Below are 15,033 nucleotides of genomic sequence, written 5' to 3' on the forward strand. Positions count from 1 at the left end.
TCTCCAGAAATTCCTTGTATAACTTGCTCAGTTTGTTGCTGGTTGCTTATGACAACTCTTGCGATACAGCGATGGTGTCGCCATATAAGTGGCAGTTAGAAAAACGGTTCGGCTCAATTTGGCGTAACTTCGTTGGTACGCGAGTACATGTTTCATGAACGCGATCGCACCGTGCTTGGAAGCGGCAGCCTTGTGGAATCTCCAATAGGTTTAGTGGATTACCTGGAATGCCCGTTAACTTGGTTTTAGGACCTGTTAAAGGAGGGAATGAACTTCCCAGCCCTTTTGTGTACGGGTGGTAGGGTGAATCTAAAATCTGTTGTGAAGGGGCAACTTCAATAAGCTCACCGGAATACATGATCCCAATGCGATCTGAGAACTCCACCATAAGTGAAATGTCGTGGGTGATGAACAAGATCGAAAATCCAAACTCCTCTTTGAGGGCATAGATCTTTTGCAGAATCTCACGCTGTACAACCACATCAAGCGCAGTGGTTGGCTCATCCATGATGATCATTTTCGGGTTGAGGGCGAGAGCAATCGCAATCACTAAGCGCTGGCGCATACCACCAGAAAACTGGTGCGGGTAGTCGTTTAGACGGCTCGGATGAATATCAACAATCTCCAATAAGCCTTGAGCACGTCTTACGGCCTGTTCACGAGTCATATTGGTATGGCGCATAATAACGTCACAGAACTGCTCTTCCATGGTAAGTACAGGGTTCAAAGCATTCATGGCGCTTTGGAATACCATAGACATTTGGCTCCAGCGGAAGGTTTGCATACGATCATCACTGTATTGAAGGATATCTTCGCCATTGAAGATCACTTCTCCACCTGAAATAAACGCGGGTGGCTTGTGCAAGCGCATTAGTGAGAAGGCAACGGTTGATTTGCCACAACCAGATTCCCCTGCAAGACCAAACACTTCGCCTTTACCGATATCGAAACTAACATTGTTGCACGCTCGAACATCGCCTGCCTCAGTGATGTAATCTACGCACAAATTGCGGACTGAAATTAGTGGTTCTGACATGATTAACGATCTCCGCTCCAAAGTGCATTTTGTGGCGCGACTTGTACTTCGCGTTCCTGTTTGTCTTGTTCTGCGATTTTCTTCCAGCGTTTAAGGCCTTTGTGAGAACGAAGTTGCGGGTTGGCAATTTCATCAACGGCAAAGTTAAGCAGTGCTAAGCCGGTAACAAGAAGAGTCAACGCGATACATGGAGCTAGAATTTCCCACCATGCGCCAATCAGCATGGCTGAGGAAGTTTGAACGTTATAAAGCATGATGCCCCAGCTGATGGTGTTTGGATCGCCCATTCCCAAGAAAGAGATAATGGCTTCCATCAAGATGGCGTAAGACACTGAGCCGATGAAACTTGCACCAACAATTGAGATTAGGTTTGGTAGCAGCTCAACAAAAATGATGCGTAGTCGTGATTCACCAAGTACTTCAGCCGCTTTTACGAACTCTTTTTCTCGAAGTGATAAGGTTTGTGCACGAATAACCCTTGCTCCCCATGCCCAAGAGATGGAGGCAATAACGACCGCGATGGTCATTGGCCCCGCCTCACCAACGAAAGCGGCAACAACAAAGAGAAGAGGCCAGGGCGGAATCACCAGCATGATGTTCATTGCCGAGGTCAGTACACTATCAACACGGCCGCCAAAGTAACCCGCGGAAATTCCGATTACCGTGGCTAACACGCATACGATTAGGCCAGCACTAAAACCCACCATCAGTGATACGCGAGCGCCGTAAGCTACTTGAGACCATACATCACGCCCCATACGCGTGGTTCCCAATACATGATCTGCCTTTTTCGACATGAGTAACGTTCTACGATCATCCGCTAGATTTTGCGCTACCCAGCCGTCTGGGTTAGCTTGCGCTAACTTAACCACCGCTGATGGGTATTCGTGAGGGTTACCCGTACGCTTGTCTGGTGCATGTTTGGTGACTAGAGGTGCGGCAATGGCCACAAACATAAATAAGCCGATGATGATAAGTCCGATACGCGCAGTGGTGTTGCGCCAAACTAAAGAGAGAAAACCGTTCATGACTATTTTCCTCCTTTGCGTAGACGTGGGTCTAGCACGACATACAACATGTCTGCAGCTAAGTTAAAGAACAGCATAAAGAGCGTCATAATAAGAAGTTGTCCTTGCAGTACTTGATAGTCACGAGCATGAATTGCATTCAGCATGACACTGCCAAGTCCCGGATAGTTGAAGATGATTTCGACGATTAACTGACCACCTATCGCCATACCCAACGCCATAGAAAGCGCAGTGACACTTGGTAGGAGCGCATTACGCGCTGCGTAGTTGAATACCACGCGGTTTTCACTTAAGCCCTTACCGCGAGCCATGGTGATGTAGTCTTCTCCCAACAAGTTGATCATGTTGTTACGCATGTTCACTAGAAAGCCGCCGATTTGAATGATTGTGGCGCAGAAAAGGGGAAGCGCTGCGTGATAAAGCATATCTTTGATAAATGCCCAGCTTGTCCATTCAGGAATGGTGCCTGGGGTATACGCATAGCCCGTAGGAAACCATTTCAGGCCTATCGCAAAGATGAACATAGCTAACATGGCAATAACCACAGGTGGAATCGCCTGAATAATGAGCATTCCAGGAGTAACGAATGTGTCGAAACGAGAACCGCGCTTCCAAGCTGCGAAAATACCAAGAACCGAGCCGATAGAGAAAGACATCACGACAGCGGTGCCCGCCAGAAACAGTGACCAACCGAATGCGCCGCCTAACAGCTCACTGACGGTTAATGGGAAGAACTGAACCGAAACACCAAGCTCCCAACTTAAAATGTTCTTCATGTACGTTAGATATTGAACGAATAAATTACCGTCAACAAAGCCCAGCAGCTCTCTCATTGCTGCAATACGCTCTGGTGTAATTTGCACCGTTGTATGAGCGAACATCATAGTGACCGGATCGCCCGGCATCGCCCTTGGAATAATAAAGTTGATAGTAGCCGCAACTAATAGTGCTACTGCATATAATGACAAACGTCTTAAAAAATAACCCATAACTCACACCTTAATTACCCAGCTTTTCCTTTGCTGGCTACGCCGCCTCCAAATTAGAGACGAGCAATCCCCTGACGACGAGCGCCAAACATCAAATAGACATAGAAAGGGGAAGAAAGCGGCACGGATGTACCGCTTTTAGTTTGTGTTTACTTAACTGGTTTTAGGTCCAGTACGTGTAGTAGACGCTCTGGAATACCTGCCCAGATATTTGGACGACCTTTAGGATTTTGCTCATTCCACCAACCCGCAAAACGAGTGGTGTTGTATTGGTACATATAAGCACCTGACATCACTGGAATAGTGACTTGGTCTTGAGCAATGATCTTCTGGATGCCATGAGCAATTTCTAGCTGCTCATCTTTATCTGCCGTCTTGTAGAAGCTATTTAGCAAGTTATCTAGCTCAGCATTCTTGTAGAAGTGCATTGCAAAGCGAGGCATACCGTCACCAGCTTGAAGCGTAGAGTTATAACCTGAGTTCCAATACGTGTATGGATCTGCACCGTGGAAGTAGTTGGTATAAGCGACGTCGTAGTTACCTTCTAACATTGCTTGATTATAAACAGAGAAATCAGGCGTACGAGCTTTGGCTTTGATGCCCGCTTCAGCTAGTTGCTCTACAGCAAGTTGAACCGTGTTGTTAAAATCTGTCCAGCCGTTAGGTGATTGGATAAAGAGCTCAAATGATTTACCTGATGGAGTGTCTACAAAGCCATCGCCATTCACATCTTTAAAGCCTGCTTTTTCTAGCAATGCTTTTGCACCGTCAACATCGTAGCTGTTGTAGCCTTTGTATTTATTGTGAATCGCTTCGTCAGACCAAGTGGCGAATGCGTAGCCAAGGCCAGAAGCGAAGTCATTCACAGTACCGCCGCCATAGAAGGCGATGTCGATGATAGTTTGACGGTCAAGAGCCATTGAGAATGCACGACGGAAGTCGACGTTAGTAAGGGCCTCTTTTTTCGCAGCGTCATGGTTTTTGAAGTTAACAACAAATGCTTGTGTACCCGCTGGTGGATACCAGTATTGATGGTTTGGAGAAGCGGCAGCATAAGTGCGGTCGATGTCAGGAATGAACGATGATGTCCAATCCATTTCTGAGTTAACAACTTTGCCTAGGAACTGGTCGTTGTTAGCAATTTGTGGAACACGCAGACAATCAACCTCTAGGTTGTCGTTGTCCCAGTAGTTAGGATTACGACATTGAACGTATAGCTGTGGAGTGAATGTATCGATCTCAGTAAATGGACCAGAACCTACAGGATTTTCGTTAGTGAAGGTCGTTGGATCTTTAACGTCTTTCCACACGTGCTCAGGAACCACTGGCACTTTAACAATCTCGTATGGGACGTTAGAGTTTGCTTCTGTTAGATAGAACTTCACTTGGTAGTCATTCAGCTTTTCAACTTTCTCTACCCAAGAGTTGATGCCGCTTTGGTCTAGTGCTGGATTTTTCTGCACTAGATTGAATGAGAATAGAACATCATCGGCGTCGAATGTTTCGCCGTCAGACCATTTCACACCTTTACGGATATCAAAGGTCACTGTTTTTAGGTCATCAGACATTTTGAAGCCTTCAGCCAAACGGAATACTGGTTTGTTGCCGTGCATTTCGTTGAAAACAACTAAAGGTTCGAATAGGAAATCTGTCGTAGTGTGTAGGTTGGTCGCACCCAGATAAGGGTTAAAGTTGCGTACAAAAGTGTTGAACTCTTTCGGGTGGATGGTCAGTTCGCTGCGTTCCGCTGCGACGGTAACAGAGCTAAAACCTGTTACTGAGGTTGCGATAATTGCTGTCGCTAGTGCTGTTTTTTTAATATGCGCAAGCATAGCTATTCCTTACTATTTGCTTTTGTTTCACTGGAAGGTAAGCCTACCTTCCTCACATTGTGCTAAAGCCTACCTCTTAATATGTGTCCTAAAGAGTGGCCTGTAGGCCTTAGGCGTTATTAAGAAAACACCTTAAAAGATAATTTATCAATTACTGTTCCCGTTAAAAACGTCAAAATAGTATTTTGACACGTCAAAAACGTCAAAAACCGATAGTTGTGAGTGTTTTTTGAACAGGTTTAGTGGTGGGTAAATATCACGTTTTTAAGTGGTAGTAATATGGTTTGTTAGTGGTTACAAACTAGATATGTCTTTATTTACATGGCCTTGGGTTTGGTTTTAGATTGGCTGTGACTGTGATCACTAGGTGAATTTAGACGTTAATTTTTAATGGAAAATTGAGTGGGCTATTTGTTGTGATTACTATCGCAAATTGATGAATAATCCATTATTTCGGCCGACCTTATCACGACGAATCCACTCAAATAGATTCGATTAATATGTTTCGTGACACTTAATTTACGACGAGAAAATTAAGTGTTCTGCTCAACAGATGTTTTAGATCTACGTGGTCACTGGAGACTTAAGTAACATCAATAAAGAGAATTTTCGAACAGCAGAGGACTGCTTCTGTATGTGAGGGAAAGTCTGTGTAAATGTGCCTGAGAGAAAAACTGCTCTCAGGCGTTGGAGAATTATTCGCTATGGAAGATCTGCTCGGTTTCTAATGACGTCATTTGTCTGATTTGGCGCCACAGGTAGTAGAAGATGCCAACCATCATCAACATACTTGGAATTGCGATTATAGGGTAGCTATATAGTGTGAGCTTACCAAGCTCCTCGTTAAACGCTGGTGTTCCTGCTGGGCTGGTAACAATCCATGTTGCTAAGAAATAGTTCATCGCTGAGGAAAAAGCAAAAGTACTAGCAAATAAGTAGTTTGAGGAGACTAAGCAACGTTCGAAGCCTTCGGTATTACCATTCTCATTCAAGCGCTGTTTGATTAATGACAGATTAAACACGCTGTCATTCAAAATCATCTTTTGCATGAATGGGTAACGAGTAAATGTTGAGCCTAGTACCGCTAAACCGATTAGGCCAGGAATCAGGGCTTCTTTAAAGGCCAACCAGCGCGTGTCTAGTTCCAATAGGCCTATACCACCAGTCAATAGGACGCTCACGAAGCCTAGCGCAGCGATAAAGTTAAACTTATTATTGCGGATTAGGTCCATGCCACCGTACACGACAGGGAAGAGTAAAGCGACAACCAACGCCATGGTCGTCCCTAGGTGTTCATCACCGCTGAATTTCATCAAAATGAAGGACGGGATGAAAACGTTAAATAGGATTTCAAATAGGGGATTCGACTTTTTAGCCGTCGTGTTATTCATAATATCTTTCAGACTCTACTTTATTGACTGCTAACTACACGTTGCAAGGCAGTGTTCAACGCCAAGAAGCAAGTGTAAAGCGTTAACTGGTGAAGTTATGTAACGATATATTAACTAGCAGGGTTTCGATGCTCATTTGATAACGTTACTCGCTTAGCGTATTGAGTGCTAGTAGTAATTGTTTAGTACGACGGAAAAACGAAAAAGGCGCATGGATTTCTCCATGCGCCTTCTCTAAATTTGGTGGCCCCTCGCAGACTTGAACTGCGGACCAATCGATTATGAGTCGACTGCTCTAACCACTGAGCTAAGGGGCCGATAGGTGGATGATTATAGGGGAAGGGACGCTGGGTGTCTAGACGCAATAAGGGGTAATTGCGCTTGCTTTTTAATCACTTAAACCGCATAAAACAAAAAAGGTGAGCTAGTGCTCACCTTTTTGCTAAATTGCTTACGAATTACTCGTCAAGGAAGCTGCGCAGGGTCTCTGAGCGGCTTGGGTGACGCAGTTTACGTAGTGCTTTCGCTTCGATCTGACGGATACGCTCACGCGTTACGTCGAACTGTTTACCCACTTCTTCTAGAGTGTGGTCAGTGTTCATATCGATACCGAAACGCATGCGTAATACTTTTGCTTCACGAGGAGTAAGACCTGCTAGCACGTCTTTAGTCGCCACTCGTAGGCTAGTCATTGTTGCTGAATCAACAGGCAGCTCTAGAGTAGTATCCTCAATGAAATCACCTAGATGCGAATCTTCGTCGTCACCAATTGGTGTCTCCATAGAGATAGGCTCTTTAGCGATTTTTAGTACTTTACGAATCTTATCTTCCGGCATTTGCATACGTTCTGCCAACTCTTCTGGAAGAGGCTCACGGCCCATTTCTTGAAGCATTTGGCGAGAAATACGGTTCAGCTTGTTGATCGTTTCGATCATATGCACTGGAATACGGATGGTACGAGCTTGGTCTGCGATGGAGCGAGTGATTGCCTGACGGATCCACCATGTCGCATAAGTTGAGAACTTATAACCGCGGCGATATTCAAACTTATCTACTGCTTTCATTAGACCGATGTTACCTTCTTGGATCAGATCCAAGAACTGTAGACCGCGGTTGGTGTACTTTTTAGCAATCGAAATTACGAGACGTAAGTTCGCTTCAACCATCTCTTTCTTCGCACGACGAGCTTTCGCTTCACCGATAGACATACGACGGCTGATGTCTTTGATGTTTTGAACAGAAAGCGATGTTTCTTCTTCAATGATGTCCAGTTTTTGAATCGAACGACGAATGTCATCTTCGTAACGTTTGATTTTCTCTGCGTAAGGCTTGTCAGAAGCAAGTACTTCATCTAGCCAAGCATCACTTGACTCATTACCAGTAAAGACGGCAATGAAAGACTTCTTAGGCATCTTACCGTATTCAACAGCTTGACGCATGATCAGACGCTCTTGAGTACGTACACGATCCATAGAAGTGCGCAATTCGTTCACTAGGTGATCAAATTGTTTTGGTGTCAGACGGAATTCTTTAAAGACTTCTTGGACCAACTCATGTGACTTAGCCACCTGTGGGCTGTCGTAACCATATTCGTTGATAACAAGTTGAAGGTCTTGATAGCTATTGCGAAGCGCTGTGAACTTCTCTAGAGCAAGTTCAGGGTCGATACCTGTATCTTCTTCCTCTTCCTCACTATCGTCATCTTCATCAGCGTCTTCGTCGTCTTCGTCTTCCAGATCTGCTTCAGAAAGCTCAGAACCGATGTGAGTCGCCGTTGGCGCTGTCGTTTCTTCTTCGTTTGGATCGACGAAGCCTGTGATTACGTCGGTAAGGCGAAGCTCTTCAGCTTGAACCTTGTCAAACTGTTCAAGAATATAAGGGATAGTGCCTGGGTATTCAGCTACAGAGCTTTGAACTTGGTTGATACCGTCTTCAATACGTTTCGCAATGTCGATCTCGCCTTCGCGAGTCAATAGCTCAACGGTACCCATTTCACGCATGTACATGCGCACTGGGTCAGTTGTACGGCCGATTTCACTTTCTACACTTGAAAGCGCTGCAGCAGCAGCTTCGGCAGCATCTTCATCAGTGATGTTGTTGTCATCATTCAGAGCAAGGTCATCAGCATCAGGAGCAGTTTCTACTACCTTAATACCCATGTCATTAATCATCTGAATAATATCTTCTACCTGTTCAGAATCGACGATTTCTTCAGGTAGGTGGTCATTTACTTCTGCGTAGGTCAGATAGCCTTGTTCCTTGCCCTTAATGACAAGTAATTTTAGCTGTGACTGCGGATTTTGGTCCATAGACGATATCCAACTTAAGATCTGGTGAAGGAATTTTAGTATGCGAAATGCAAACCACTAATATTAACAAATTTATTCATTGCTGACTAACTGAATTGGGTTACGCTTTTAAGTCTAGCATCAAGGCTAGCAGCTCCCGTTTTTCTTCGACTGATAAGCCGACACTTCTTTCTTTGGCCTGCAGGTTTTCAATTTGTTTTTCGATGCACTGAGACAATATCTTGTCCAATGAATCGATAAATACGTCTTCTTGATTGTCGTCGTCAAGTGGAATAACCCAACTTGCGAGACGAGACAGAAGTGCCTCATTGTTGCTACCACGCCATTGTTCTAATAACTGGCCTGTAGTCATATGGGGATGCGCTTGACATTTATCAACCACTTCCACGAATAAATTCAACCCCGGTAATGATAAATCTCTTACCGTTGAGAGGTCAGGTACCATTTCAGCATAGCTCGGATTTTGCAAAAGGAGAGCTATCACTTCACGCATTGGTGTGCGTTTAATCTCTTTATGAGGCTGAGCTCGCGTTTCTTGTTGGCCTTGTCGGTCAATTAGTTGCTGAAGCTGCCTTTCATCAACAAGCCCAAGTTTGCGTCCGAGAAGTTCTCTCAAGTATAGACGCAGAGTTCCACCAGGCACTTTATCGATGAGTGGAACGGCTAGCGTACTAAGCTTCGCCATGCCTTCTTTTGTTCGACTATCTACCTGCTGCATTAGCGAGGAGAACATAAAGTCAGAGAGAGGCATTGCATTTTGTACTTCAGTTTCAAATGCCTCTTTACCGTTTTGACGAATGAAGGAATCGGGATCCTCGCCATCCGGCAAAAACATAAATTTTAGTTGTCGGCCATCGTTTAGATACGGCAATGCATTTTCCATGGCGCGCCATGCTGCATCTCGTCCCGCTCGGTCACCGTCGTAACAGCACACCACGGTGCTTGTTTGACGAAACAAGACCTGAAGGTGATCGCCTGTGGTCGATGTGCCGAGTGAGGCGACGGAGTAATCAACACCGTATTGAGCTAAGGCAACCACGTCCATATAGCCTTCAACAACCAAGACTTGTGGAGGCTCTCTATACGCCTGCAACACTTCATAAAGGCCGTACAGCTCTTTACCTTTATGGAAAATCGGTGTTTCGGGTGAGTTGAGATACTTAGGCGTGTCGTTACCAAGAACGCGTCCGCCAAACCCAATTACTCTTCCGCGCCTATCGCGGATTGGGAACATGATACGTCCTCTAAATCGGTCGTATCGGTTACCTTTGTCGTTCTCAATTAGCATACCGCCGGACACCAACATGTCTTGGGTAGCTTTCTGTTGACCGAAGTTCTTTCGAACACTGTCCCACTCGTCAGGCACGTAACCAATGCCAAACTTTTGGACAATTTCTCCAGAGAGTCCACGACCCTTTAAGTACTCTATAGCGGCTTTATTTGATGAAACTTTAAGCTGATCTCGGTAGTACTGTCCGATCGTACCCATGAGATCATACAAAGATCGTTTCTGCTCACTATTGGCTGTAGGCCCTTTGGAAAAATTGCCTGAGCTGCCATTACGTTGTTCACGAGGGACATCTAACCCAAGTGAAGCGGCCAGCTCTTCGATCGCCTCAACGAACTCAAGGCGTTCATATTCCATAAGAAAATCAATCGCATTACCGTGTACACCACAGCCAAAACAATGATAGAACTGTTTCTCTTGGCTAACACTAAATGACGGTGTTTTCTCGTTATGGAAAGGGCAGCAAGCACCGTAGTTCTTGCCTTGTTTTTTCAGTTTTACGCGCGCATCAATGATGTCGACTATATCGAGACGAGCCAACAGATCATCAATAAAGCTACGAGGGATAATTCCTGCCATAAAACCTTTTTACGAGAGTGAGATACAAACAAGCCGTGCGTTCCAAAGGATAGCACGGCTTGCTGCAATTTGATTGGGAGATTAAGCGAGTTTAGCGCGAACTAGACCACTTACTTTACCCATATCTGCACGGCCTTGAATTTGTGGCTTAAGCACACCCATTACCTTACCCATGTCTTGCATGCCCGCAGCACCAGATTCGGTAATCGCACTTTCAATCAGTGCAGATACTTCCTCGTCAGTCAGCGGTTGAGGCATAAAGTCCTCAAGTACGGCAATTTCAGCTTGCTCAGCTTCAGCAAGGTCTTGACGACCAGCTGCTTCAAATTGCGTAACAGAGTCGCGACGTTGTTTAACCATTTTAGTCAGCACAGCAAGAATGTCGTCTTCGCCCAGAGTAATCTGTTCGTCAACTTCACGTTGCTTAATGGCGGCTAAAGCTAAACGAATAGTGCCAAGGCGCGGTTTGTCCTTGGCTTTCATCGCTAGTTTTTGCTCGTCTTTGAGTTTATCAATCAGAGCCATAACTTAAATCCTATTGGACCTAGTTATTAGTACAGGCGAACGCGACGAGCGTTTTCGCGAGCTAGCTTCTTAGCGTGACGCTTTTGAGCTGCTGCTTTAGCGCGTTTGCGAACTGTAGTTGGTTTTTCATAGTGCTCACGACGACGCACTTCAGAAAGGATACCTGCTTTTTCGCAAGAGCGCTTGAAACGACGTAGTGCAACGTCGAACGGTTCGTTTTCACGTACTTTAACTACTGGCATATGCCTTTCACCTCAGGGGTTAACTATTCATTAATGCTGGCGCTTGTTTGTTAGGTCTAAGACGTTCCTATCGAAGTTCTTAGTTCTAAGCGATAAACCAGCTAGATCAAAAATGGTGCGGAATTTTAATCCGATCAGATAGGCTTTGTAAAGTACTTTGTCGTCTATCTCTTGTACAAAATTTGTTTGAGAGCCAATGACGAGGTAATATTGCGCCAATTTCGAAATATGTCGAGAACAATATGCGCATTTTAGGTATTGAAACCTCTTGTGATGAAACTGGCATCGCAATCTATGACGATGAGAAAGGGTTGCTTTCGCATCAACTATATAGCCAAGTGAAACTGCACGCCGATTATGGTGGTGTGGTTCCTGAACTGGCATCTCGTGATCATGTAAAAAAAACGATCCCGTTGATCAAAGCTGCATTAGCGGAAGCGAATTTAACGCCAAAAGATATTGATGGTGTCGCGTATACCGCCGGTCCGGGTCTGGTTGGTGCACTGTTAGTGGGTACTACGATTGGTCGAAGCATGGCGTACGCGTGGGGAGTTCCGGCTATTCCTGTACATCATATGGAAGGTCACCTGCTTGCCCCAATGTTAGAGGACAACCCACCGCCATTTCCATTTATTGCGCTTTTGGTCTCTGGTGGCCACAGTATGATCGTTGAAGTAAAAGGCATTGGTGAATATCAGATCCTTGGTGAGTCTATTGACGATGCTGCGGGTGAAGCCTTTGATAAAACCGCTAAATTGATGGGGTTGGATTATCCAGGCGGACCTTTGTTGTCTAAATTAGCTGACAAAGGCACACCGGGTCGATTTAAGTTCCCGCGTCCAATGACGGATCGTCCAGGTTTGGATATGAGTTTCTCTGGTTTGAAGACTTTTGCTGCGAATACAATCGCGGCCAATGATGATAGCGAACAAACCCGTGCAGATATCGCTTATGCATTCCAAGAAGCGGTGTGCGATACATTGGCCATTAAATGTAAGCGTGCTCTAAAACAAACTGGCATGAAGCGCATCGTTATTGCTGGTGGTGTGAGTGCTAACAAATTCTTGCGTCAAGAGCTTGAAACTCTCGCGAACAAAATTGGAGGTGAAGTCTATTATCCTCGTACTGAATTTTGTACCGATAATGGTGCCATGATAGCTTATGCCGGTATGCAGCGACTGAAAAATGGTGAAGCCGCTGAGCTCTCAGTAGAGGCTACGCCACGTTGGCCAATTGACCAACTAAAGCCGATTAAAGCGTAAAGAAAAGGTCACTTAGGTGGCCTTTTTTAACGACATATTTTAACAAAATAGCGAAAGTCTGTGACTTACTATCTGTGTTAACCTGTTAAAAAACATAGGGAATGAACGAATATGAAACAATTCAAGGTTGATGGCCAAACCATGGCATATCAAGATGTGGGTCAAGGACCAGTAGTTCTTTTTGGTCACAGCTATTTGTGGGACAGTGCGATGTGGCAACCGCAAGTGGAAGCGCTAAGCCAACACTATCGCTGCATTGTTCCAGACCTTTGGGCACATGGCGAGTCCGAGGCAGCGCCAACTTCGATGTCGAATCTTAAAGATTACGCGCAACATCTCTTGGCGTTAATGGATGAGCTTGAAATTGATGAGTTTTCTATCGTTGGTTTGTCCGTTGGCGGGATGTGGGGCGCAGAGCTAACCGTATTAGCACCAGCAAGAGTCAAGAGCTTAGTCCTTATGGACACGTTTGTAGGTCTAGAGCCTGAAGTTGCTCATGCTAAATATTTCGCCATGCTAGCAACGATCACCGAGCTTAAAGCCGTGCCAGCACCGATTGTTGAAGCAGTGGTGCCACTGTTCTTTGCCAATAATGCCAAACAGGTTAATGCTGAGCTTGTTGATGGTTTTGAAACTAATTTGTCTGCATTGAGCGGTGACAGAGCGGTTGAAGTTGCACGGATTGGTCGTATGGTCTTCGGTCGACGTGATTTGTGCGATGAAATTGAGAAATTCGCGCTACCTGCTCTAGTCGCAGTCGGAGCAGAAGATAAGCCACGACCAGTACTTGAATCGTATTTGATGAATGATCTGATTTCTGGCAGTGCGATCAATGTGATTCCAGAAGCTGGTCATATCAGTAATTTAGAGCAGCCAGAATACGTGACTGCCATGCTGACAGAGTTCTTAGCTCAGCATAGCTAACAGTGATAACTCTCCACGCTCAAATAGTGTTTAGCGGTGCCAATTGGCGCCGCTTTTTGCTATTTGGTTAGCTGCCAACTACGAGATTTTTTTCTTACCAAGTTTGGGTTCACTTCCATCAAACAATCGGCGAATGTTTTGGTGATGCCTCAGTAAAATAAGACAGCTCAACATAGCAACAGGAAGCGTAAAGAGTGGTCTTGCCATCCAAGTGTAAACTGGTGCAAGCAAAACCGTGACTATGGCCGCTAAGGACGAATAACGAAAGATCACAGCAACCAGTAACCAAGTGCCAGTGATAAGTCCGGTGAGATCCCAGCCGATAGGTGCAATCGCGCCAAGTGCGGTCGCGACTCCTTTTCCGCCTTTGAAGTGAAAGAAAATAGGGTACATGTGCCCAAGACACGCAGCAATCGCAATGACACCAAGAATGACAGGGTCTATCCCCAGATAGTAGCCACTCCAAACCGGAATTGTACCTTTGAGCATATCGCACAATAGTACACCTACCGCCGCCCCTTTGCCTCCGATACGAAGCACATTGGTAGCGCCTGGGTTATTTGAGCCTACTGTTCTTGGATCGGGTAATCGCAGCAAACGACAGATCAGCACTGCACTTGAGACTGAACCAAGTAAGTAAGCTGCGATGATCATAGCAAACGCTAACGGGGTCATTAGGCACCTTTTCGCAAGAAATTATCTAAGGGGACTGATATCATATCGAAAATAGTACGTTTTTTCCCAACAAATGGGTATCCGACCTCTAATAAAGGACAAATCATGGCATTGGATAAAGTATTTATAGAACAGCTTGAAGTCATTACTACTATTGGTGTTTATGACTGGGAACAAGAAATAAAACAAAAGCTTATATTAGATATTGAGATGGCTCACGACAATGCTCCAGCTGGAAAAAGCGACGATGTCATTGATGCATTAGATTACTCAAAGGTGAGCGAAGCCGTACTCAATCATATTGAAAACGGTCGTTTTCTGCTGGTAGAAAGAGTTGCTGAAGAAATTGCTGAGTTAATTCAAACTCAATTTTCAGTGCCTTGGGTGAGAATTCGTTTAGCGAAACCGGGTGCAGTACCACAGGCCAAAAGTGTTGGTGTTGTCATCGAAAGAGGCGAGGCATGATTACTGCCTTTATTGGTGTGGGCTCTAATGTGGATCGTGAAAAACACATTCGCGCTGCGTGCCAAGAGCTATCGCTCATCGCTAGTAACTTAAAAATGTCACCGGTGTATGCTTGTGAATCTTTTGGTTTCTCAGGTAATGATTTCTACAACATGGTGGTTCGTTTAGATACATCGCTGAACTTGGTTGAGTTTAGTGCTGCTTTGAAAGAGATCGAAGTAAAGTGGGGGCGAGATATTGACGCGGCTAAGTTTCAAAATCGCACCATAGATCTCGATATCCTGTTGTTTGGAAATGAAATCTCACAAAAAAAGCCGCTTGTTCCACGTGAAGACATTTTTAAATATTCATTTGTCACACAACCTCTGTATGATCTTGCTCCAGATTTGGTCATTCCAAATGATGAGCGCACACTCTGTCAGATCTTAGCGGCGATTCCAGCTCCTGTGGCTTTAAGAAGAATCGATTTTCAATTTTAGTTGGTAGTT

General features: G+C 45.0%; 14 protein-coding genes and 1 tRNA gene. 4 read left to right on the forward strand and 11 right to left on the reverse strand.

What is annotated here, in order from left to right; genetic code table 11:
- Positions 1–46 precede the first annotated feature (46 nt).
- The 10 genes from VME0621_RS10685 to rpsU form a co-directional block, all read right to left on the reverse strand.
- Positions 47–1,036 (reverse strand): ABC transporter ATP-binding protein, encoded by a 990-nt coding sequence (locus VME0621_RS10685; protein WP_006075060.1) that lies wholly within the window; start codon positions 1,034–1,036, stop codon positions 47–49.
- A gap of 2 nt (positions 1,037–1,038) precedes the next feature.
- A complete protein-coding gene (locus VME0621_RS10690; RefSeq protein WP_062456664.1) occupies positions 1,039–2,064 on the reverse strand; it encodes an ABC transporter permease in 1,026 nt (341 codons plus the stop codon).
- 2 nt (positions 2,065–2,066) lie between these two features.
- On the reverse strand, positions 2,067–3,053 hold the full coding sequence (locus tag VME0621_RS10695) for an ABC transporter permease (protein WP_006075062.1): 987 nt from the start codon (positions 3,051–3,053) through the stop codon (positions 2,067–2,069).
- 149 nt (positions 3,054–3,202) lie between these two features.
- Positions 3,203–4,885 carry an ABC transporter substrate-binding protein gene (locus tag VME0621_RS10700; protein WP_038229092.1) on the reverse strand — a complete coding sequence of 561 codons (1,683 nt, stop codon included), beginning with the start codon at positions 4,883–4,885 and terminating at the stop codon, positions 3,203–3,205.
- 695 nt (positions 4,886–5,580) lie between these two features.
- A complete protein-coding gene (locus VME0621_RS10705; RefSeq protein WP_006075064.1) occupies positions 5,581–6,276 on the reverse strand; it encodes a VC0807 family protein in 696 nt (231 codons plus the stop codon).
- A gap of 241 nt (positions 6,277–6,517) precedes the next feature.
- A tRNA-Ile gene (locus VME0621_RS10710) sits at positions 6,518–6,593 on the reverse strand.
- A 141-nt stretch (positions 6,594–6,734) separates the two neighbouring features.
- Positions 6,735–8,585: an RNA polymerase sigma factor RpoD gene (gene rpoD / locus VME0621_RS10715; protein WP_038229094.1), complete on the reverse strand. Its 1,851-nt coding sequence runs from the start codon at positions 8,583–8,585 to the stop codon at positions 6,735–6,737.
- Positions 8,586–8,685: 100 nt separating this feature from the next.
- Positions 8,686–10,452, reverse strand: a complete 1,767-nt coding sequence (gene dnaG / locus VME0621_RS10720) for a DNA primase (RefSeq protein WP_006075066.1) — start codon at positions 10,450–10,452, stop codon at positions 8,686–8,688.
- Between the two features lie 81 nt (positions 10,453–10,533).
- A complete protein-coding gene (locus VME0621_RS10725; protein ID WP_006075067.1) occupies positions 10,534–10,977 on the reverse strand; it encodes a GatB/YqeY domain-containing protein in 444 nt (147 codons plus the stop codon).
- A gap of 26 nt (positions 10,978–11,003) precedes the next feature.
- Positions 11,004–11,219: a 30S ribosomal protein S21 gene (gene rpsU / locus VME0621_RS10730; RefSeq protein ID WP_001145625.1), complete on the reverse strand. Its 216-nt coding sequence runs from the start codon at positions 11,217–11,219 to the stop codon at positions 11,004–11,006.
- Positions 11,220–11,461: 242 nt separating this feature from the next.
- Here rpsU and tsaD point away from each other — a divergent pair, with 242 nt between their 5' ends.
- Together tsaD and VME0621_RS10740 are read left to right on the forward strand one after the other, a co-directional pair.
- The gene (gene tsaD / locus VME0621_RS10735; protein WP_038229098.1) at positions 11,462–12,481 is read left to right on the forward strand and encodes a tRNA (adenosine(37)-N6)-threonylcarbamoyltransferase complex transferase subunit TsaD; all 1,020 of its coding nucleotides are present in this window, start codon (positions 11,462–11,464) and stop codon (positions 12,479–12,481) included.
- 111 nt (positions 12,482–12,592) lie between these two features.
- On the forward strand, positions 12,593–13,405 hold the full coding sequence (locus tag VME0621_RS10740; RefSeq protein ID WP_062456666.1) for an alpha/beta fold hydrolase: 813 nt from the start codon (positions 12,593–12,595) through the stop codon (positions 13,403–13,405).
- A 78-nt stretch (positions 13,406–13,483) separates the two neighbouring features.
- On the opposite strand, the gene plsY is transcribed toward VME0621_RS10740, so the two are convergent.
- A complete protein-coding gene (gene plsY / locus VME0621_RS10745; protein ID WP_038229101.1) occupies positions 13,484–14,080 on the reverse strand; it encodes a glycerol-3-phosphate 1-O-acyltransferase PlsY in 597 nt (198 codons plus the stop codon).
- A gap of 105 nt (positions 14,081–14,185) precedes the next feature.
- On the opposite strand from plsY, the gene folB reads away from it, so the two are divergent.
- Both folB and folK read left to right on the forward strand, forming a co-directional pair.
- Positions 14,186–14,545 carry a dihydroneopterin aldolase gene (folB, locus tag VME0621_RS10750; protein ID WP_038229103.1) on the forward strand — a complete coding sequence of 120 codons (360 nt, stop codon included), beginning with the start codon at positions 14,186–14,188 and terminating at the stop codon, positions 14,543–14,545.
- A complete protein-coding gene (gene folK, locus VME0621_RS10755; RefSeq protein ID WP_038229104.1) occupies positions 14,542–15,024 on the forward strand; it encodes a 2-amino-4-hydroxy-6-hydroxymethyldihydropteridine diphosphokinase in 483 nt (160 codons plus the stop codon). The genes folB and folK overlap by 4 nt, the downstream gene beginning before the upstream one ends.
- Positions 15,025–15,033: the final 9 nt, after the last annotated feature.

Source organism: Vibrio mediterranei (genome assembly GCF_900088415.1).
Taxonomy (GTDB): domain Bacteria; phylum Pseudomonadota; class Gammaproteobacteria; order Enterobacterales; family Vibrionaceae; genus Vibrio; species Vibrio mediterranei.

Coding starts and splice junctions, on each gene's coding strand:
- VME0621_RS10685 (WP_006075060.1), bottom strand. CDS start 1,036: ATGTCAGAACCACTAATTTCAGTCCGCAATTTGTGCGTAGATTACATC.
- VME0621_RS10690 (WP_062456664.1), bottom strand. CDS start 2,064: ATGAACGGTTTTCTCTCTTTAGTTTGGCGCAACACCACTGCGCGTATC.
- VME0621_RS10695 (WP_006075062.1), bottom strand. CDS start 3,053: ATGGGTTATTTTTTAAGACGTTTGTCATTATATGCAGTAGCACTATTA.
- VME0621_RS10700 (WP_038229092.1), bottom strand. CDS start 4,885: ATGCTTGCGCATATTAAAAAAACAGCACTAGCGACAGCAATTATCGCA.
- VME0621_RS10705 (WP_006075064.1), bottom strand. CDS start 6,276: ATGAATAACACGACGGCTAAAAAGTCGAATCCCCTATTTGAAATCCTA.
- rpoD (WP_038229094.1), bottom strand. CDS start 8,585: ATGGACCAAAATCCGCAGTCACAGCTAAAATTACTTGTCATTAAGGGC.
- dnaG (WP_006075066.1), bottom strand. CDS start 10,452: ATGGCAGGAATTATCCCTCGTAGCTTTATTGATGATCTGTTGGCTCGT.
- VME0621_RS10725 (WP_006075067.1), bottom strand. CDS start 10,977: ATGGCTCTGATTGATAAACTCAAAGACGAGCAAAAACTAGCGATGAAA.
- rpsU (WP_001145625.1), bottom strand. CDS start 11,219: ATGCCAGTAGTTAAAGTACGTGAAAACGAACCGTTCGACGTTGCACTA.
- tsaD (WP_038229098.1), top strand. CDS start 11,462: ATGCGCATTTTAGGTATTGAAACCTCTTGTGATGAAACTGGCATCGCA.
- VME0621_RS10740 (WP_062456666.1), top strand. CDS start 12,593: ATGAAACAATTCAAGGTTGATGGCCAAACCATGGCATATCAAGATGTG.
- plsY (WP_038229101.1), bottom strand. CDS start 14,080: ATGACCCCGTTAGCGTTTGCTATGATCATCGCAGCTTACTTACTTGGT.
- folB (WP_038229103.1), top strand. CDS start 14,186: ATGGCATTGGATAAAGTATTTATAGAACAGCTTGAAGTCATTACTACT.
- folK (WP_038229104.1), top strand. CDS start 14,542: ATGATTACTGCCTTTATTGGTGTGGGCTCTAATGTGGATCGTGAAAAA.